This is a genomic window from Bacteroides sp. D2, assembly GCF_025147085.1.
Lineage (GTDB): Bacteria > Bacteroidota > Bacteroidia > Bacteroidales > Bacteroidaceae > Bacteroides.
In genome coordinates this window covers 3,243,226-3,264,737 of record NZ_CP102261.1, presented here as the reverse complement: position 1 = coordinate 3,264,737, position 21,512 = coordinate 3,243,226, and the positions used below count along the sequence as shown (strand labels likewise).

Below are 21,512 nucleotides of genomic sequence, written 5' to 3'. Positions count from 1 at the left end.
AAGAAACATGAAGAAGTCAATTATTATCATCTTAGCCGTTGTGGCTATCCTTGTCATATGGGCAGTAAGTGTATATAACGGTCTGGTTACTATGGACGAGAATGTAAGTGGTCAATGGGCAAATGTAGAGACTCAATACCAACGCCGTGCCGACTTGATACCTAATTTGGTAAATACCGTGAAAGGATATGCGACACATGAAAAGGAAACATTAGAGGGAGTTGTTGCCGCACGTAGCCAGGCAACTCAAATAAAAGTGGACGCTGCCGATCTGACACCGGAAAAGCTGGCGCAATACCAAAAGGCACAAGGTGCTGTAACATCAGCACTGGGCAAGTTATTAGCTATTACCGAGAATTATCCGGACTTAAAAGCTAATCAAAACTTCCTGGAATTACAAGCTCAACTGGAAGGAACTGAAAACCGTATCAATGTAGCACGCAAAAATTTCAATGATGCTGCACAGGCTTATAACACCAATATCCGCCGTTTCCCAAAGAATATCTTTGCAGGAATGTTCGGCTTTGATAAGAAAGCATATTTTGAAGCAGAAGAAGGAAGTGAGAAGGCTCCAAAAGTAGAATTCTAAAAAACTTCTCAACATAAAAAAACGTTGCCTGAAAAGTTTGAGTATTAAAGAAAATACATAAAACTTTTCAGGCAATATTTTTAGGTCAGTCCCTCTACACGAGAGAAACTATAGAACGTCTAAACGCTACTTATTCCACAGTCAGGATTTCATTATCTTGCCAGTCAATTGTTCCACTTGCTCCATTCTGGTCAGTCCATCCTTTGGTTTGTCCAAGCCAAGAGTTATTATCCAGAATATCTTTGGAAAGTCCCAAAACATAGTAATTAGTGTTCCAACCGATCTTAATCCATTCATTGTTATTATTCTTATCCGGTTGTGTGTTAGGCTCACCATATTGGAAATTGGCTTCCCAAAAATCGGCTACTTTCTTGAGTTGATTTTGGAAATCAGCAGATTCCGGATCAGCAAAGATATTCTTACGAAGATCAGCCAACACGTCTTTGCTGGCCGGTGTATAGCCATCCTTAACGTCTACATATTTAGCAGTTCGGTATTTCTCAGTCAATGGAGTCACCCCTAAGAAGGAACAAGTATTTGTAGAACTTAACTCCATTGTTCCGCCCTGTCCGCCATCATAAAGCATCCAGCGCCAAATATCCCAATACCTTTTTCCCTCATAAGCCAGCTCAACCTGACGTTCCCGCAAACATGCGGCAAGAGCTGACGCACGGTCTGTTACATAAGTATCCAACCCATAATTATTATCCGCTGGGATACCGACACGTGCACGTAACTTTCCAATAGCCTGTTTACATAAATCAATCTGGTTAGTAGCCGCATAGCATTCTGCCAAATTTAATTGCAATTCTGCATAGCGATAATCATAAATATGCACGCCTGAAGCTTCATAGTTATTATCCGAAGCCGTAGTAAGCCCACTCATCTTGCGAACAAATACCGGACTGGAAATATTTACACCTTCACTATAGGCAAACCCGCTAGTAGTCGATGTCGTAGTTCTCCAACGATAAGCCCAAACTGTATCATTCGTCAAACTCTTATGTCCCCATTTCAAGCCATTGAAAGCAAATGTCTGATAGAAACGCGGATCACGATTTTCCATGAAACGCAAGCTTCCATCTTCCACTCTATGAGCAACATCGGGCAAAGTTCCGTCAGCCATTGGAAATACATCTATCAACTCAATAGGCACACCTTTTCCACCACTACCTCCTTGAGAACTCAAACGGATTGCTTTCTCCCAACGATTATTTTTATATCCCAGCGAAGAATTACTTTCTTTTGCCAACAATCTGACAACCAACGTCTCTCTATTTGAATGTTCATTATCATCATCCGCAAGAATCTTACTCCAACTTGCCGCATCTGTCACACCATTCAGTCCGCTAGCAGTAATACCTGACATTGCATTCAAAGTAGCATTCAAGGCTTTCTGCCAGCGATCATTACCCGCATCATTCCATCCTTTATTAAATATAGGGCTGGCATAAAATAACAACACACGACTTTTGTATGCCAGTGCACCTCCACGCGTCAGCCGACCATAATCGTTTGTTCCCCATTCATCCGGCAGCAAAGTTGCCGCTTCAGTCAAATCTTTCACAATCTGTTCTACACACTGTGTCACAGAAGCTCTCGGCAGCCCTGCATCCGTAGCCTCTGCATTCAATACCGTTGTCACAATAGGCACACAACCATACATACGCACCAAATCGAACAATTGCATAGCACGCAAAAAAAGTGCTTGGCCTTTAGCTTTGTCCTTTGTCTCCTGCGAAACAGAAGAGGCATCTATATCACGAAGCAAAATATTGCAGTTACGAATACGTGTATAAGCATTATTTGTAACGCTTGATCCTAACGCCTTACCGAAATAACTGGCAAACAATGGGTCATAGCTTTTACCACTAGAAGCATCTGTTTGTGTTTTGATATCATCAATCGTTGAATACCGAGTACTCGGGTCAATCCGGCTGGTAGAAGTAATTCCCCACATTTCATCAGTAAATTCATTAAAATCCTGGGCGTATGAGGCGTGTAATCCCAGATATTGAGAGGTAGGAGAAGTGTAATTCTCAAAACAATTCTGATATAAACCTGCCAAATACCAGGTTATTTTAGTTTCTGAATCAAAATCATCATAAGCTCCATAATTATTCATATCCAAAAATGAATCGCTACAGCCAGACATGAACATACCCAAAGCTAAAGTTCCTGCATATAAAAAATTTCTCTTTTTCATCATTGATACAACTATTAAAATGTAACATTAACACCTAACGACCAGGTTCTCAAAGTAGGATATTCTGTAGAAGAACTATCATACATATTGCGATAATGATTCGGATAAGGATTATACAAATCCCACAAATTATTACCGGTCAGATTCAGACGGACAGCCGACATCTTCAACGGTGCAATCCATTTCTTAGGAAGTGTATAGCTGACAGACAGATTACGTATATAACAACGGAACGTACTAATCATCCATAAATCTGAATTGGCAAGGGCTGAACTGGAGATTAATGATTCTACTCCTAAATTGGGATATTTACCATCCGGATTGTAAACTTCATCAAACATATCTCCCCAGAATGAATCCGGTGCCCAAATCATTGTACTCTTACTTCCTCCCATAGAAGCACGGTCTATAAAACGTACGCCTCCCCATGAAGTCGAGATGCTGGCACTAATAGCAAGACCTTTCCAGCTAGCGCCCAATCGAGTTGACACATTGTAGGTTTTATTCTTTTCACACAATTTTCCATAATCCTGTTCAAGAACGATCTGTCCATTAGGTCCCTGCTGCACACCATTAACCATTTCACCACCCAAATCTTGATAAGCAACCATACCCGGACGTAAATCATCTTTACTCGTTTTATCCAAATACTTAGTTTGTCCACCTTCAGGAGTCCACGACTCCAAATAATTCCAATAATTATTGATGTCTTCCTGCGTACGCAAAATACCATCGCCACCGGAAGTATTCTTCCACACTTTAAATCCCCACACAGGAAGATAAGTAGACATTCCTTCCTCCCAACTTGAGTTGCACGGATATTTGTTATAACGTAAGCTCGGAACCCATTCTCTGACTCTACTGCCACTTAGACCGAAATCCATACCGATATTATAGTTTACTTGTCCGATCTTGTCACGCCAAGTTAAAGACAATTCACCGCCGTAAGTATCAACCCGGCCAAAATTTTCTTCCGCATACGAACCACCTGCATAAACAGGAATACCTGGCTGACTAGCCATATACTGATTCAGAATGTTATCATTTATGTCATAGTAGAAATCAAAAACTGCGCTTAACCGACCATCAAAGAAACGAGTATCAAAACCCAGATTAAACTTATCTGAAACATCCCATTTTACATTACGGTTCGGAGATGCCTGCGGTATCAGACTAGTACCAGGTTTTCCACTTTCAGCACCAAACTGCATACCTTTCAAATCCATTTTATATTGTTCTTTCCACTTCCACATTTTAATATTATCACGTCCTGTACGCCCCCAAGACGCACGAACTTTCATAAATTCAAACCAAGGCAATGAACGTTTGAACCATGACTCTTCAGACATGATCCATCCGGCAGAAATACCAGGAAAAAAGCCCCAATAATTTTCAGGAGCAAACTTTGTCGAAGCATCCGAACGGAAAATAAACTGCAACATATAACGGTCCGCATACGAATATGCTACACGTCCCAAATAAGAAAGTGAACCTGATTCACCTTTTGATGTCACTGTATTATCTGAAGTCAAAGCCGATTTGCCATCCTGCCCCACGATAGAAGGTCCACCAACTCCCAGATAAGTATCAGATATATCATGTGCTAAATCAGCATACTCAATATCACGGGAATCATAGAATGATTCGTAACGTTCAACAGAAGCCATAGCAGAAATAGAATGTTTGCCAAATGTACGGTCATAGTTCACATAGAAGTTCATCTGCCGTCTTTCCGCTTGCTTATCTTTAAATGACAAGGTACTGTTTTTATCAAAAATAGCTTTTGTAAAAGAACTGTTAGGAATAGTATAGACCAGATGTTGATCAGAAGCCATTCTGGTGTTTACATAAGCCAACTCATAAGGAAAACTAGCCTGTTCAGTGGCTTCGCTCGAATGTGAAGATGAATAAGTGGCACGAAGAGACAAACCTTTCACAAAAGGCACCTCATAAGTCAATGAGATATCAGCGTTCCAGCTATTAGTCCTTTCTTTACTAAAGGAACCGCTATTGTTTAAAGCAAAATAGTTCCAGGAAGTCACGTAGTCACGATTGAAGTTGGGGTTATTATAAGTGTTCTCTATCGGTCCCAACCAATATTCCTGATCTTCTCCGTTTTCATTGGGTAATGTTACACTCCAAGGCATATGATTAGGCATGTGGTGTAATGCGCTATAGTCAGACTTTTCAGTACTTCCTCCCATACCATACAGTTTGAAACGTGCTCCTTTAGTATATATCTGATCAGACTTACCTTCGTTACCGGCAACGGTAGCAGACAACTTAATATCATTTGTCAAACGTACATCCACACCAGCACGATAAGTATAGCGCTTATAACTTTGATTTCCCAGATTCGCTCCCTGGTCAAAATAAGTAGCTCCTGCATAGTAAGTAGCACGTTCACTACCGCCACTCACATTCAACGTATGTGTCTGCTGGAAAGCGGATTTCCACCCAGCTTTATCCAACCAGTCATAATTCAAGTTATCCATTTCGGCCAACTCCATATCACTATAAAGCACATCAAAATCATCATAACCACTAGCTTTGTTAGAGCCTATTGCCAAAGAATTATAGAAACGTCCATAATCGGAACCTTTCAAAACCTTGGAATGACTAACCGCATCATTTACGGCGAATTTACCGGAATAAGAAATCAGGGGAACACCTTTTTTTCCTCTTTTAGTCTTCACCAGAATAGCTCCATTAGCAGCACGAGAACCGTAAATAGCTGCACTCGCATCACGCAACACCGTAATGCTCTCCACTTCTGAAGGATCCAGCATATTAAATTGTTCCATACTTGGCTGACCGTTAGTACCCAACTGAATCACATCATCAATAATTATCAATGGTGTAGAATTTCCTCCATCTTTAGAAATGCCTGTAAAAGTTCGATTCTGACGAATATAGACTTCATTGGCATTTGTACCCGGACGGCTGGAGCCTAGTTCTACTGTCAGGCCATTAACCATTCCCTGTAATGCTTCTGAAAGATTAGACACCGGAAGGTCTTCCAACTCTGAAGCCGAAATTGTTGATACAGAACCTGTAATATTTTTCTGTTTCATGCTACCATAGCCAACCACAACTACCTCATCAAGTTTTTGACTATCTTCCTGAAGAACAATATGCAAAGTATTAGCTTTGGGGGTAATAACTTGAGTTACAAAACCAATATAAGAAATAACCACTTTCTTACCTTCCGGTACATTTAACGAGAAATGACCATCTATATCAGTAACAGTACCTGCCGAAGAATCTTGCAATCTTATGGTAGCACCAATGATTGCCTGCCCACTTTCGTCCAATATCTGCCCCGTTACTTTTCGGGTCTGTGCGTTAACAGACAGTGCAAATGCAATAAAGCATAACAATACACCTATCTTTTTAACGAATAAGGAACTTATTAACTTCATAAATATAACGTGTTTATCCATATTATTTTTGTTATTTGATGTGTGTCGATTGCGAACTATTGTCTCCATTTTAAAGCCCCTACACTAGAACAACCAGAGAATAATTCGTTCAGCTTGAAATTGTTATTTCCAGGATCGGTAAACAAACTGATCGTCGACATTTTGGAGTCAGCCAACCCAAGACTTCCCTTACTGGAAGAATGGTCGTTTGACTGGAAACTATTCACTGGGCTGAAACGATAAGTTCCGGTATAATCATCCTGTCCGCCCGAACCCAGTTCGTTAAACATTGGAAGATTGCCATTAATTTTCATAGAGCCACCAAAAACGCAATTCTCAATATTGACAGCAATACTCGCATCCACCCGGAATAAAAAAGAGTTTTCCATTGGAGCATAACAGAAAGTGGTGTTTGTAATCGAAATATTCTTACCGCTGTCACTATTTCGAAGATCAGCAATGCCACAAATATTGGTTATGGTACAATTGTCAAAAGAAACATTGTTTATATAATTACCTTTTTTACCATCCGTCGATACTATACCTTGATTACCAATCGCATTTATCGTACATTCTTGAAATGAAATAGCTTCAACATTTCCACCAGTGCTCTTTGAACGAACGATAGCACGGAAATTTTCAATATAACAATTAGAAAAATCAATCTTATTAATCAAGAAATTAGTAGTTTCCGGACAAATCACCTGTTTACCACTTAAACTGTTATTGGTAGCTTCATCTAATGATTTCGATGCTTTAAGATTAATACGTTTGAAAGTTACTTTATCTATTGCCCCACCTTCTACTACACGGAAAGCGTTCTCAAAGCTAAAGGTACAATAATCCTCCAAAGTTTGTGGCGTCACAAAGTTGACAGAATGTGCAAACTCTGCTACCACTTCACCGCTATTCACCACAAATGTTTTTCCTGCAGGAAGCAGAAAAGTCGTTCCTTCCTCCAAAGAGTTCCAATCCAGTTTATTGAAATAGTCCGGATCAAACGCTTCATTACGTAAATCTACCCGGTTCGCCGTACCATAATCCGCATCCAGATTTTCGGTAGCTTCTGTTTTCACCTCTACGCGCGCCTGATATGTATCAGAGGTCTGTTCTTCACCTGAATAAAGGCTAACCCGATAAGCTGTTTCAGGAGAAAGTCCATCAATCACCTTAGAACCAGACAGATACTCTTCTGCAGAAACAGGATACACTTTCATTGTTTGTGTAGATACTTCTTCCGTTCCCATCGGAACAGCGGTCAAAGCTGTGATAACAACCGTATCATTAGGTATCCATGCGACAAGAGCTTTTGTATCTATAGCACGGGATTCTTTCAATTCAATAGACAACGGGCGATAAAGAATACCTGTTACTTCTGTCTCCCAATAACCGGACAGTCTTCCATCACCAGTACATTTTACCTTAAATTTGTAGTTTTCCTCCCAATCTAAATCTATCACACAGGAAGATTGACTGGCAGGTACTATTTCTGTTTTATAAAGCTCCTCCCCTTTATCGGTCACTTTATAAACGTCAATTACATACTCAGTTGCTCCTTCTACCGTTTTCCAACTTAAATAGGCCTTGTTTTGTACAACCTCCATAGTAGCAACCGGACGCAACAATACTTTTGAACTCGAATCATCATTATCCGAACAGCCTGTCAGTAATGCTGAAAAACAACTCAAAAGGAGTCCTACCGCCATCAGTTTCATTAAATTCATAGCATTTTATTTTAATATTAACATTCGATTGATTTACTTCTTAAAGTTGTACGAGATGCTTTCATCCACCAGACTATTGAGATATACTTCCAAAGCAGTATACCCAACATCCGTAGTTCTATTACGGTCTTCAGGATTATTCGGGTCCAATCCTACTTTCTTTTCCCAAGCATCATCCATGCCGTCTTTATCCGCATCAGTAATGGCTCCTGAGGTTTTATAGGTCAAACCTCCAAAACCTTCGGCTTCATCAGGACTATTAATTATCCCAGGAATAGAACCGCTAGTTTCATTTCCTGCTCCCGTGTAAGTACAACTGCCGTTCTTCACTTCCTTCATAATACGTTCATCGACCTTGTCACGTGGAAAAGCACCGGCTCCATTTTGTCCAATTACCGACTGGAAAGCCTGTTCTGCAGATTCATATTTTTCAGATAACGTATATGTTTCCCAATCAAACCAATATTGTTCGTAGTTATCTCTTCCAGAGGCTACAATAAAAGAAGGAGCTTTCATTTCATCGAAACTATAAGGATAGCTTCCATCTGTATATACCCCTTTCCAATTATCAGAAGTCAGTTCTGAATTACCTTCCATCACATTGCCACTAAAATACCATTTAGAGACAGCACGTAAAGGTGCTTTTTCCGAATCACGCGCACTCGACTGACGGAAAAATTTCAGATCTTTCACCCGGCTCGTTGTAGCAGGTCCAGGTTTATAATAATTATTCACGAAATTACATGCCCATCCATGATGTTCCGGATCTTGTGATTCATCCATTCCACCGTAAGTTGCCATCTGACTTCCCCAGTTATAATTCACATTATTGATGTATTCCATATATACATTAATATCTTGTCCGGGATCTTTTCCACGTGCACCATTCATCAACGGAGTACGGCTATTACAGTGAGCAAATAGATTATGATGGTAAGTAGATGAAGTTCCTCCCCATGCACCTCCATAAGCACGGGAACCTTTCTTATTAACTGAATAATAAAGTCCTTCACTAGAAATACACCATTGTACTGTAGAGAAATGAGTATCAATAAAATCAGTATTCTCTTCACTAGCCCAACTAAACGAACAATGGTCAATTATAAAATTATTCGCATTCTCCACACGAAGACATGCTGCATTATGATCTTTTCCATTCGCATCTTTATCCCCTACACGAAAGCGCATATGGCGAATTATAAAATTCTCGGAACCTCCAAAGTTTACTTCATTTTTAATTACACAAATGCCACCTCCCGGAGCCGTCTGTCCAGCTATTGTAAAATTCTTAGCTTTACAACGTATATCTGATTTCAGTTCTATTTTACCGGAAATAGCAAAAACAACAGTCGTAGCTTCATTTTCAGAGCATTGCTTCAATGCCCACCGGAAAGACCCTTCCCCATCATCATCGGTATTAGTAACAATAACAACTTTGCCTCCACGTCCTCCTGTAGCATTTTTACCGAAACCTTCAGCAGTTGGAAAAGCTTTTAATACTTCCGGATCTTTTGCATAAGGCCCCAGTTCCATGTTAGTAAATCCTTTAATATCAGTACATGCTCCCAAACTCAAAGTGCAGCCAATTAGAAAAAGACTTTTAACTAAACAACGTTCCATTGTATTAGAAACACTCACATGTCTTGGTTTTAAAAACTCAAAAACACGCTCTGTACGCATACGTGTTTTCCATTTCTCAATAAATGCATAATTTTTCATCCATTTTAATTTAAAGTTTATACAAATTACCATAGCTTTATGAGAGAGCTATATGATTATAATCGTTAATATGACACGATATAAATTATATTGTACTCACTTTTTCATACTTAATTTCGCCTTTTAAATACTATTTTTCCTAAAAGAATATTCATTGCCACCTTCTATTTTCGCATAGATTGTCCGTAATTATACAATAAGATATAAAATTACTTAACTACATAATCCAAGATTATCTGGTATTTTCAATACTACATAATGATAATTTCCTAACGAAAAGAATACGAAAACTATTTTGAGTAATGGCATTTCTATAAAGATAGTTGGCTGTACAAAAAAAAAGCAGTACTTTTGCAGCCGTATACAATATAATTCTATAACTCATGAGTAATCAACGATACATGATGCGTGGAGTAAGCGCATCAAAAGAAGATGTGCACAACGCCATCAAGAACATCGACAAAGGAATTTTCCCGAAAGCATTTTGCAAAATTATCCCCGATATATTGGGAGGTGACCCGGAATATTGCAACATTATGCACGCCGACGGTGCCGGAACCAAATCATCTCTTGCTTATATGTACTGGAAAGAAACGGGTGATTTGTCCGTTTGGAAAGGTATTGCACAGGATGCATTGATTATGAATATCGACGACCTGCTTTGTGTAGGTGCCGTAGACAATATTCTTGTCTCTTCTACCATTGGACGTAATAAACTGTTGATTCCCGGAGAAGTAATCTCCGCCATCATCAATGGAACAGATGAATTGCTGGCCGAACTCCGTGAAATGGGTGTAGGTGTATACGCAACCGGCGGTGAAACTGCTGATGTCGGCGACTTGGTTCGTACGATCATCGTTGACTCTACCGTAACTTGTCGCATGAAGCGTTCAGACGTTATCGACAATGCCAATATTCGTCCGGGCGACGTGATCGTTGGTCTGGCTTCTTACGGACAAGCTACTTACGAAAAAGAATATAATGGCGGTATGGGCAGTAATGGTTTGACAAGTGCCCGTCATGATGTATTCGGAAAATATCTTGCTGAAAAATATCCGGAAAGCTACGATGCTGCCGTTCCTGAAGAATTAGTTTACTCCGGCAAGTTAAAACTGACAGACAGTGTAGAAGATTCTCCAATTGATGCAGGTAAGTTAGTACTCTCCCCTACTCGTACATACGCACCAGTAGTGAAGAAATTACTCGATGCACTGCGCCCGGAAATCCACGGAATGGTACACTGCTCTGGTGGTGCACAAACCAAAGTTTTACACTTTGTTGAAAACGTTCGTGTAGTAAAAGATAATCTTTTCCCTGTTCCTCCTTTATTCAAAACTATTCAAGAACAAAGCGGTACGGACTGGGCAGAAATGTACAAGGTATTCAATATGGGACATCGCCTCGAAGTCTACTTGTCACCGGAACATGCAGAAGAAGTAATTGCTATTTCCGAGTCATTCGGTATCCCGGCACAGATTGTAGGACGTGTTGAAGCATGTGAGCAAACAGAATTAATCATTAAGAGCGAATTCGGAGAATTTAGATATTAAAGAATGGCAGATAACAGTACCATATTAGAAAAATTAGACGGACTCGTAGCCCGTTTTGAAGAAATATCTACCCTTATCACAGACCCGGCAGTGATTGCCGATCAGAAACGTTACGTCAAGTTGACTAAAGAATATAAGGAATTAGACGACTTGATGAAAGCAAGGAAAGAATATATCCAATTACTGGGTAATATTGAAGAAGCTAAAAATATCCTTGCTAATGAATCGGACGCCGAAATGCGCGAGATGGCGAAAGAAGAAATGGACAATAGTCAAGAGCGCCTTCCGGTATTGGAAGAAGAAATCAAACTGATGCTTGTCCCTGCCGATCCGCAAGACAGCAAAAACGCAATTCTTGAAATCCGTGGTGGTGCAGGAGGTGATGAAGCAGCTATCTTTGCCGGTGACCTCTTTCGCATGTATGCCAAATTCTGTGAAACCAAAGGTTGGAAGATGGAAGTCTCCAATGCAAACGAAGGGACAGCAGGAGGATTCAAAGAAGTTGTTTGTAGCGTTACAGGTGATAATGTATACGGAATTTTAAAATATGAATCGGGAGTACACCGCGTACAGCGTGTTCCTGCTACCGAAACACAAGGACGTGTTCATACTTCTGCCGCATCAGTGGCGGTACTTCCCGAAGCTGAAGAATTCGATGTAGTCATCAACGAAGGAGAAATCAAATGGGATACTTTCCGAAGTGGTGGTGCCGGTGGACAGAATGTAAATAAGGTAGAATCCGGAGTACGTCTGCGTTATATCTGGAAGAACCCGAATACAGGCATTGCCGAAGAAATACTTATTGAATGTACCGAAACACGTGACCAACCGAAAAATAAAGAACGTGCTTTGGCCCGTCTCCGTACATTTATCTATGACAAGGAACATCAGAAATACATCGATGACATTGCCTCTAAACGTAAAACAATGGTATCGACCGGAGACCGTTCTGCTAAAATCCGCACCTACAACTATCCACAGGGACGAATCACCGATCATCGCATCAATTACACGATTTATAATCTTGCTGCATTCATGGATGGGGATATTCAAGACTGTATCGACCACCTGATCGTAGCAGAAAACGCGGAACGCTTGAAAGAAAGCGAACTTTAGAAAAATGAAGAGTTGATAGTTGAGAATGATTTCTTAGAAATAGTCAATAGTAAATTGTATAATAGTAAATAATAAGATGGATAAGCAACAATTATTTGAAAACATAAAGCGCAAAAAATCATTCCTTTGTGTAGGACTTGATACTGACATCAAGAAAATCCCGGAGCATCTGTTGAAAGAAGAAGATCCGATCTTTGCATTCAACAAAGCCATCATTGACGCGACAGCTGATTTGTGCATCGCCTATAAGCCTAATCTGGCTTTCTATGAAAGCATGGGCGTAAAAGGATGGATCGCATTCGAAAAGACAGTAAAATTCATCAAAGATAACTATCCGGATCAATTCATCATCGCTGACGCAAAGCGTGGTGACATCGGAAATACTTCTGCAATGTACGCCCGCACCTTCTTTGAAGAACTTAATATCGACTCTGTAACGGTAGCTCCTTATATGGGCGAAGACAGCGTTACTCCGTTCCTTAGCTATGAAGGTAAATGGGTGATTCTGTTGGCATTGACTTCCAACAAAGGTTCACATGACTTCCAACTAACAGAAGATGTAAACGGCGAACGTCTGTTCGAGAAAGTATTACGTAAATCACAAGAATGGGCTAGTGACGACCGTATGATGTATGTGGTAGGTGCCACTCAAGGACGTGCTTTCGAAGATATTCGTAAAATTGTTCCGAACCATTTCCTTCTCGTACCAGGTGTAGGAGCACAAGGCGGCTCGCTCGAAGAAGTTTGTAAATACGGAATGAACAGTACATGCGGATTAATTGTTAATTCCTCACGTGGTATCATCTACGTAGATAAAACAGAGAAATTTGCAGAAGCTGCCCGCACCGCCGCACAAGAAGTACAGGCGCAAATGGCTGAACAACTCAAAGCAATTCTCTGAAAAGAGAAAAAGGATCTCTAAAGAAAACGAATGCCTTACGAAAGAAAGATAATTAACGACCCCGTATTCGGGTTCATCAATATTCCAAAGGGGTTACTGTACGATATAGTACGGCATCCCCTTTTGCAGCGTCTTACCCGCATCAAGCAGGTAGGATTATCATCTGTTGTATACCCCGGTGCGCAACACACCCGCTTCCAACACTCTTTAGGTGCTTTTCACCTGATGAGTGAAGCTATCACCCAACTGGCTTCTAAAGGTAATTTTATCTTTGACAGCGAAGCGGAAGCTGTACAGGCGGCCATCCTGTTACATGATATAGGACATGGTCCCTTCTCACATGTACTGGAAGATACTATAGTAAAAGGAGTCTCCCACGAAGAGATTTCCCTCATGCTGATGGAACGGATGAACAAAGAGATGAACGGTCAGCTTAGTCTTGCCATTCAAATCTTCAAAGACGAATATCCCAAACGCTTTCTCCATCAACTTGTAAGTGGTCAGCTGGATATGGACAGATTGGATTATCTTCGCCGCGACAGCTTTTACACAGGCGTGACAGAAGGAAATATCGGTTCCGCACGAATTATAAAAATGCTTGATGTAGCGGATGACCGCCTGGTTATCGAATCCAAAGGGATCTACTCTATCGAGAATTTCCTTACGGCACGTCGCCTGATGTACTGGCAAGTATATCTGCATAAGACGTCCGTCGCATACGAAAAAATGCTTATCAGTACCCTATTACGTGCTAAAGAACTGGCATCACAAGGAGTAGAACTGTTCGCATCACCCGCATTGCGTTTTTTCCTTTACAATGATATCAATCCTACGGAGTTCTATAACAATCCCGACTGTCTGGAGAATTTTATTCAACTGGACGACAATGATATATGGACAGCCTTGAAAGTGTGGAGTACCCATGCAGACAAGGTTCTTTCTACTTTAAGCACGGGAATGATAAACCGAAATATCTTTAAAGTAGAAATTTCATCGGAACCGATTAGTGAGGACAGAAAAAAAGAATTAACTTTGCACATCAGCCAGCAATTAGGTATAACCCTTTCCGAAGCGAACTATTTTGTCTCTACCCCCAGCATCGAAAAGAATATGTATGACCCGGCAGATGACAGTATTGACATTATCTACAAAGACGGCACTATCAAAAATATTGCCGAAGCATCGGACATGCTGAACATCTCATTATTGTCCAAAAAGGTAAAGAAATACTATCTCTGCTATCAGAGATTACACAGATAAGTATAAAATATTCATGCAATAACACGGAAATCTGAAAAAAAAATCCGTTATTTGTGAACTAATTAAATTTTAAATTAAAGACATGGAGTTCTCGGCTAAGCAAATTGCAGCATTTATCCAAGGGGAAATCATTGGAGACGAAAACGCTACGGTACACACATTCGCTAAAATTGAAGAGGGAATGCCCGGAGCAATTTCTTTCCTGTCAAATCCCAAATATACACCTTACATCTACGAGACACAATCAAGCATTGTCCTGGTTAATAAGGACTTCACTCCCGAGCACGAAATTAAAACTACTCTGATAAAAGTAGACAATGCATATGAAAGTCTGGCTAAATTGCTCAATCTTTATGAGATGAGCAAGCCTAAGAAACAAGGTATAGATTCATTAGCTTTCGTTGCACCCAGCGCCAAAATTGGGGAGAACGTATACATCGGTGCATTTGCCTATATCGGTGAAAATACCGTGATCGGAGATAGTACCCAAATTTATCCACACACTTTTGTTGGAGATGGCGTGAAGATAGGCAACAGTTGCTTGCTTTACTCCAATGTAAATGTTTATCATGATTGCCGCATAGGTAACGAATGTATTCTACACTCGGGTGCAGTGATCGGAGCTGACGGATTTGGTTTTGCTCCCACCCCGAACGGATACGATAAGATTCCGCAAATCGGAATTGTTATTCTGGAAGATAAAGTAGATATAGGTGCTAATACTTGTGTAGACCGTGCTACGATGGGAGCTACGGTAGTGCATAGTGGTGTCAAATTAGACAATCTGATACAAATAGCACATAATGATGAAATAGGTTCGCATACCGTAATGGCTGCACAAGCCGGAATTGCCGGTTCTACCAAAATTGGTGAATGGTGTATGATCGGAGGTCAGGTAGGTATTGCAGGACATTCCAAAATAGGAGATAAAGTTGGTTTAGGTGCACAGTCAGGTGTACCCGGAGACATTAAGTCCGGTAGCCAGCTTATCGGAACTCCTCCTATGGAACTGAAGCAATACTTCAAAGCATCCGTCGCACAAAGAAGCTTACCGGATATGCAGAAAGAATTGCGTAATTTGCGCAAAGAAATAGAAGAATTAAAACAACTATTAAATAAGTAAATAAGTAACCAATGCTGAAACAAAAAACGCTGAAAGATAGCTTTTCACTGAGCGGGAAAGGTCTTCACACTGGACTTGATCTCACTGTAACATTTAATCCTGCTCCGGACAATCATGGATATAAAATCCAGCGCATTGACGTAGAAGGACAACCAACTATCGATGCAGTAGCCGACAATGTGACAGAAACCACTCGTGGTACTGTATTGTCGAAGAATGGAGTCAAAGTAAGCACCGTTGAACATGGTATGGCAGCCCTCTACGCATTGGGCATTGATAACTGCCTTATTCAGGTTAACGGACCGGAATTTCCTATTTTAGATGGTAGTGCACAATATTATGTACAAGAAATAGAACGTGTAGGAACAGTAGAACAAAATGCCGTCAAAGACTTTTATATTATCAAGTCTAAAATTGAGTTCCGGGATGAAACGACTGGTTCTTCTATCATCGTACTTCCTGACGAGAATTTCAGTCTGAATGTACTGGTTTCTTACGATTCAACCATTATCCCGAATCAGTTTGCTACACTTGAGGATATGCATAATTTCAAAGACGAAGTGGCTGCCAGCCGTACTTTCGTCTTTGTTCGCGAAATAGAACCACTGCTCTCCGCCGGATTGATTAAAGGGGGTGACCTGGACAATGCAATCGTAATCTACGAGCGTAAGATGTCACAGGAAAGTTTCGACAAGTTGGCAGATGTGATGAGAGTACCTCACATGGACGCTGAACAATTAGGCTATATCAATCACAAACCGTTGGTTTGGGCAAACGAATGTGCCCGCCACAAATTATTGGATGTAATCGGTGACCTTGCTTTAATCGGTAAACCGATAAAAGGCCGGATCATTGCTACCCGTCCCGGACATACGATCAATAATAAGTTTGCACGCCAAATGCGGAAAGAAATCCGTCTGCACGAAATACAGGCGCCAAGTTACGACTGTAACCGTGAGCCAGTAATGGATGTAAACCGTATCCGCGAATTATTGCCACACCGCTATCCTTTCCAACTGGTTGACAAAGTAATTGAGATTGGTGCTAATTACATTGTAGGTATCAAAAATATCACAGCTAACGAACCTTTCTTTCAGGGACACTTCCCACAAGAACCTGTTATGCCGGGAGTACTTCAAGTAGAAGCAATGGCACAAGTCGGTGGTTTACTTGTCTTAAATTCAGTAGACGAACCCGAACGTTATTCTACCTATTTCATGAAAATAGATGGAGTAAAATTTCGCCAGAAAGTAGTGCCGGGAGATACTATTATCTTCCGTGTAGAAATGCTGGCACCTATCCGCCGTGGCATCTCTACTATGAAAGGATATGCATTTGTTGGCGAGAAAGTTGTTTGCGAAGCAGAGTTCATGGCACAAATAGTGAAAAATAAGTAATAATTGATATATTAAAAGCATGATAAGTCCTTTAGCGTATATTCATCCCGAAGCTAAAATTGGGGAAAATGTAGAAATTGCGCCTTTTGTATTTATAGATAAGAACGTAGTTATCGGCGACAACAATAAAATTATGGCTAACGCCAATATTTTATATGGTTCACGTATTGGTAACGGAAACACTATTTTTCCGGGTGCCGTAATCGGAGCCATTCCGCAGGACCTTAAGTTTCGCGGTGAGGAATCAACAGCCGAAATCGGGGATAATAATCTGATTCGTGAAAATGTAACAATCAACCGTGGTACAGCAGCTAAAGGGCGCACGATTGTAGGAAATAACAATTTACTGATGGAGGGTGTACACGTGGCACACGATGCATTGGTTGGTAACGGATGTATCATTGGTAACTCTACCAAAATGGCAGGTGAAATCATTATTGATGATAATGCGATTGTCAGCGCCAATGTATTGATGCACCAATTCTGTCATGTAGGGAGTCACGTAATGATTCAGGGCGGATGCCGCTTCAGTAAAGATATTCCTCCTTACATCATCGCAGGACGCGAACCGATTGCTTTTAGTGGAATCAACATCATCGGCCTACGCCGTCGTGGTTTTGCCAATGAAGTGATCGAAAGTATTCACAATGCATATCGTATCATTTATCAAAGTGGTTTGAACACGACAGAAGCATTGAAAAAAATAGAAGATGAATTTGAAAAAAGTCCGGAAATTGACTATATTATCGATTTCATCCGTAATTCAGAACGTGGTATCATTAAATAAACAGTTCAAAATAGTCATATTATGATATACAGATTTACTATCATATCTGATGAAGTTGACGATTTTGTCAGAGAAATACAAATTGATCCGGAAGCTACTTTTTATGACTTCCATGAAGCAATACTGAAATCAGTAGGGTACAAAAACGACCAGATGACTTCTTTCTTTATCTGCGATGACGATTGGGAAAAAGGAAAAGAAGTAACCTTGGAAGAAATGGACGACAATCCGGAAATGGATAGCTGGGTAATGAAAGACACTACTATCAGTGAACTGGTAGAAGATGAAAAACAGAAACTACTATATGTATTCGATTACATAACAGAACGTTGTTTCTTCATCGAACTATCCGAAATTATCACCGGAAAAGATATGGATGGCGCCAAATGTACCAAGAAATCAGGAGACGCTCCTAAACAAACGGTAGATTTTGAAGAAATGGCCGCTGCCAGCGGTTCTCTTGATCTGGATGAAAACTTCTATGGAGACCAAGATTTCGACATGGAAGACTTCGATCAGGAAGGATTCGACATAGGCGGCGACGCAAGTACTCCATACGAAGAAGAAAAATTCTAAGTATTAAGTACTAGGTATTAGGTATTAATTGCTATGCAGCGCCAGGCAGTTAATACCTAATATTTTTTAGTTCCGCACACATCTTAATACTCAATACTTAATACTTAAAAGCCCAATGCCTACTCTCATCGTTCTTATAGGTCCTACAGGTGTAGGGAAAACGGAATTGAGCCTGCGCTTAGCAGAAACTTTTCAGACAAGTATTGTATCTGCCGATTCGAGACAGCTTTATGCCGAATTAAAAATAGGCACGGCAGCTCCTACTCCCGATCAACTTAAACGTGTCCCTCATCAATTGGTTGGTACACTCCACCTTACAGACTATTACAGCGCCGCCCAATATGAAATAGAAGCGTTGGAAATTCTCGAGAAATTATTTACGCAACACGAGGTCGTGATTCTCACAGGTGGCTCAATGATGTATGTAGATGCTATCTGTAAAGGTATCGACGATATTCCTACCGTTGATGCGGAAACCCGTCAACTCATGCTACAGAAATATGAGGAGGAAGGACTTGAACAACTCTGTGCAGAACTTCGCCTGCTAGATCCGGAATATTATCGGATAGTGGATCTAAAGAATCCCAAACGGGTAATTCATGCATTGGAAATTTGCTATATGACCGGACGCACTTATACCTCTTTTCGCACCCAACAAAAAAAGCAACGTCCTTTCCGCATTCTAAAAATCGGTCTGACTCGCGACCGGGAAGAGTTGTATGACCGTATCAACCGTCGGGTAGATCAGATGATGGAGGAAGGATTACTGGAAGAAGTACGCTCGGTACTTCCCTATCGCCACCTCAATTCGCTCAATACAGTAGGTTATAAAGAACTGTTCAAGTATCTGGATGGAGAATGGGAACTCCCCTTTGCCATAGATAAAATCAAGCAAAACTCCCGCATTTATTCGCGTAAACAGATGACTTGGTTCAAAAGAGATGAAGAAATACAATGGTTCCATCCGGAACAAGAAACGGAGATACTAGCGTACCTCCGTCAACAAATCAATGCATGATTTCTTCTATTTCTTGTTCTGACGGGTCTGATATTCCTCATCCGTCAACATTTCTACAATAATTACCCCATTCTTTCCTTTATCGCCATAAACGGCCTGTGCTGATTTATCTTTCAGCACAGAAATACTCTTTATATGGTCCGGTGCGAGCTTGGATAAGGCATCTTTATCCATAGCTTCTTTCCCGTCAATTATGACCAAAGGCTGTTCACCTTTTATCCCATATATAGATACACCATTAACACCCTTAGTTCCGGAACTTACATTTAGCGCACTGCCTGAAAGTTCAGGGAACAGTTTAACAACCTCCTGCTCCATCCGTATATTCATCGTAGAAGTTACAGGAGCTTTTACAGGCTTATATCCGATAAACGAGAACCACAGATTGCCGTCTTTTATTGCTTTTAGACTAAAATGTCCATTTATATCCGTTATCGTGCCATGATTTGTATTAGGTACAATAATACTTACCCCAGCTTTTGGACGTCCCTCTTCGTCAACAACAGTTCCACTGACAGGGAAATCAGGTATAGCATCCGCATTAGTTGCTTTCTTAGAAAAACTGATTTCTATATTGTGTTTTTTGTCCTTACTGCCTCTTTGAGTATTCACAAGTATCACCCCGTTTGCCCCACGTTTACCGTACACTTTTATTGAAGCAGAGTCTTTCAACACAGATAGACTTTCGATTGTTGACGGGTCTAACTTTTCCATAGCTTCCATGCTAATCTCCTTGCCATCAGACAAAATCAAAGGCGGTTTATTCTCTGCAAATCTGAAACTTCCGAATCTTACAGGGATAGTATATTTCACCGGCACAGGTCTGCCACGTTGCTTTCCGGGAATCCAATCCGGCATTTCACTGACAATTCTTTCTGCTTCCCGATTCAATGCCTCCTCATCCGACTGAAGTACATATACATCCTTTATCTTCCCTGTTTCAGCTACCGTAAAACCAACCATCACTCTGCCACCTGCTTTACCTTTCATAGGAGAACTGGTTATTTTATCCATCAGATACTTTTGCAATGCATTCATACCACCAGGATATTCCGGCATCTGCTCCACAACTTCAAAGACGATAATTTCTTCTTCCGCTTTAGACTTCACTCCAGACACCACTACGGCATCTCTCTTCTCATCTTTTGATACTTTCACTGTATCTTGCAGTACCTTTTCTTGCACAATTTCCGCCAAATCATTAACTTTGACAGCAGAAATCTCTTCCATTTTTTCAGAGATTTCAGGACGGGCAAAAGCAGTTACTGCAATAGCTGCCAACGGAAGTACATACAAATACTTCAACCGTGCCCACGGATTCGATTTTTCTTTTAACATCATAGTGATACGTTTTTTTAAGTTTACTGTGATTAAAGCTGTTGGCCATAGAGTAGAGCCTTGTGCCAACAGCTTTTTTTATTAATAATAGTTGATATTCCTTCGCGTTTACACCCTCATTGATTACAGTCTCATCCGCTTCGTACTCATGAATATTCTGCAACTCCTGTTTCAACAACCATGCACCGGGATTGAACCATTGGAAAAAGATACAAATATCCGCCAATAACAAGTCAATAGAATGGCGGTGATGAATATGAGCCATTTCATGTATGAGAATTTCCCGCCCATTCTCTTCCAGATCTTTTTGACTAATCACAATATACTTCATCCAACTGAACGGAGCTATCTCATGATGGTGTACCACAAGCGTAACCCCTTTCTCCAACTTCTCCTGTTTACCGGAATGTATCAACCGGAAAAGACTAATCAACGAATAAATACTCCGACAGGCAAGAAATAGAATACCTGCCAAATAGACCAGCAAAACAATCTGTATCCAGGACGCCACCGTTTCCTGCACTGCACCGGCTTCAACAGGGGTAGCTTCCAACTCTGCCATCAGTAGCAACTGCTCGATGGAAAGCATAGCCTGTTGCACCTCAACCTGATGCCGGGTAGTTACTTCGATACAAGGAATGAGTAATGAAAAGAACAACACTCCCAATAAAGCCATTCGATTGAAACGATGAAAAGTTTCCTTGCTAAGCAATAACCTGAAAAACAGGTAAAACAAAACAAGACAAACTGACGATTTTAATATATAGATGAAGAAAACTCCCATAG

Annotated in this window: 14 protein-coding genes and 1 pseudogene; 10 read left to right on the top strand and 5 right to left on the bottom strand. The window is 40.7% G+C overall.

From position 1 onward, the window contains the following. Nucleotides 1-7 precede the first annotated feature (7 nt). Complete coding sequence (locus NQ505_RS11240; RefSeq protein WP_004304537.1) at nt 8-589, top strand: LemA family protein; 582 nt, start codon at nt 8-10, stop codon at nt 587-589. 130 nt (nt 590-719) lie between these two features. Here NQ505_RS11240 and NQ505_RS11235 read toward each other — a convergent pair whose 3' ends face one another. The 4 genes from NQ505_RS11235 to NQ505_RS11220 are packed head-to-tail and all read right to left on the bottom strand — an operon-like array spanning nt 720 to nt 9,660. After that, a complete protein-coding gene (locus tag NQ505_RS11235) occupies nt 720-2,798 on the bottom strand; it encodes a RagB/SusD family nutrient uptake outer membrane protein (RefSeq protein WP_009000512.1) in 2,079 nt (692 codons plus the stop codon). An 11-nt stretch (nt 2,799-2,809) separates the two neighbouring features. Further along, entirely contained in the window at nt 2,810-6,217 is a 3,408-nt protein-coding gene (locus tag NQ505_RS11230) for a SusC/RagA family TonB-linked outer membrane protein (RefSeq protein ID WP_259828343.1), read from the bottom strand. A 56-nt stretch (nt 6,218-6,273) separates the two neighbouring features. After that, nucleotides 6,274-7,941, bottom strand: a complete 1,668-nt coding sequence (locus NQ505_RS11225; protein WP_009000510.1) for a hypothetical protein — start codon at nt 7,939-7,941, stop codon at nt 6,274-6,276. Between the two features lie 33 nt (nt 7,942-7,974). After that, complete coding sequence (locus tag NQ505_RS11220; RefSeq protein ID WP_032853814.1) at nt 7,975-9,660, bottom strand: polysaccharide lyase family 1 protein; 1,686 nt, start codon at nt 9,658-9,660, stop codon at nt 7,975-7,977. A 383-nt stretch (nt 9,661-10,043) separates the two neighbouring features. Here NQ505_RS11220 and NQ505_RS11215 point away from each other — a divergent pair, with 383 nt between their 5' ends. The 9 genes from NQ505_RS11215 (at nt 10,044) to miaA (ending at nt 19,388) form a co-directional block, all read left to right on the top strand. Next, entirely contained in the window at nt 10,044-11,210 is a 1,167-nt protein-coding gene (locus tag NQ505_RS11215; protein WP_004320904.1) for an AIR synthase-related protein, read from the top strand. Nucleotides 11,211-11,213: 3 nt separating this feature from the next. Further along, the gene (prfA, locus tag NQ505_RS11210; RefSeq protein WP_004304534.1) at nt 11,214-12,326 is read left to right on the top strand and encodes a peptide chain release factor 1; all 1,113 of its coding nucleotides are present in this window, start codon (nt 11,214-11,216) and stop codon (nt 12,324-12,326) included. Nucleotides 12,327-12,402: 76 nt separating this feature from the next. Beyond that, nucleotides 12,403-13,227, top strand: coding sequence for an orotidine-5'-phosphate decarboxylase (pyrF, locus tag NQ505_RS11205; RefSeq protein WP_009000508.1), 825 nt, complete (start codon nt 12,403-12,405; stop codon nt 13,225-13,227). A 30-nt stretch (nt 13,228-13,257) separates the two neighbouring features. Further along, nucleotides 13,258-14,487: an HD domain-containing protein gene (locus NQ505_RS11200; protein WP_009000507.1), complete on the top strand. Its 1,230-nt coding sequence runs from the start codon at nt 13,258-13,260 to the stop codon at nt 14,485-14,487. Between the two features lie 82 nt (nt 14,488-14,569). After that, nucleotides 14,570-15,610, top strand: a complete 1,041-nt coding sequence (gene lpxD / locus NQ505_RS11195; protein ID WP_009000506.1) for a UDP-3-O-(3-hydroxymyristoyl)glucosamine N-acyltransferase — start codon at nt 14,570-14,572, stop codon at nt 15,608-15,610. An 11-nt stretch (nt 15,611-15,621) separates the two neighbouring features. Beyond that, on the top strand, nt 15,622-17,007 hold the full coding sequence (locus NQ505_RS11190) for a bifunctional UDP-3-O-[3-hydroxymyristoyl] N-acetylglucosamine deacetylase/3-hydroxyacyl-ACP dehydratase (protein ID WP_004304529.1): 1,386 nt from the start codon (nt 15,622-15,624) through the stop codon (nt 17,005-17,007). 19 nt (nt 17,008-17,026) lie between these two features. Continuing rightward, a complete protein-coding gene (lpxA, locus tag NQ505_RS11185; protein WP_004324969.1) occupies nt 17,027-17,794 on the top strand; it encodes an acyl-ACP--UDP-N-acetylglucosamine O-acyltransferase in 768 nt (255 codons plus the stop codon). A gap of 21 nt (nt 17,795-17,815) precedes the next feature. Beyond that, nucleotides 17,816-18,370 carry an IS1096 element passenger TnpR family protein gene (locus NQ505_RS11180; protein ID WP_009000505.1) on the top strand — a complete coding sequence of 185 codons (555 nt, stop codon included), beginning with the start codon at nt 17,816-17,818 and terminating at the stop codon, nt 18,368-18,370. A gap of 115 nt (nt 18,371-18,485) precedes the next feature. Beyond that, nucleotides 18,486-19,388 carry a tRNA (adenosine(37)-N6)-dimethylallyltransferase MiaA gene (gene miaA, locus NQ505_RS11175; protein WP_004304526.1) on the top strand — a complete coding sequence of 301 codons (903 nt, stop codon included), beginning with the start codon at nt 18,486-18,488 and terminating at the stop codon, nt 19,386-19,388. Between the two features lie 6 nt (nt 19,389-19,394). Here the strand turns inward: miaA and NQ505_RS11170 are convergent. Next, a pseudogene (locus NQ505_RS11170) lies at nt 19,395-21,510 on the bottom strand (TonB family protein). Nucleotides 21,511-21,512: the final 2 nt, after the last annotated feature.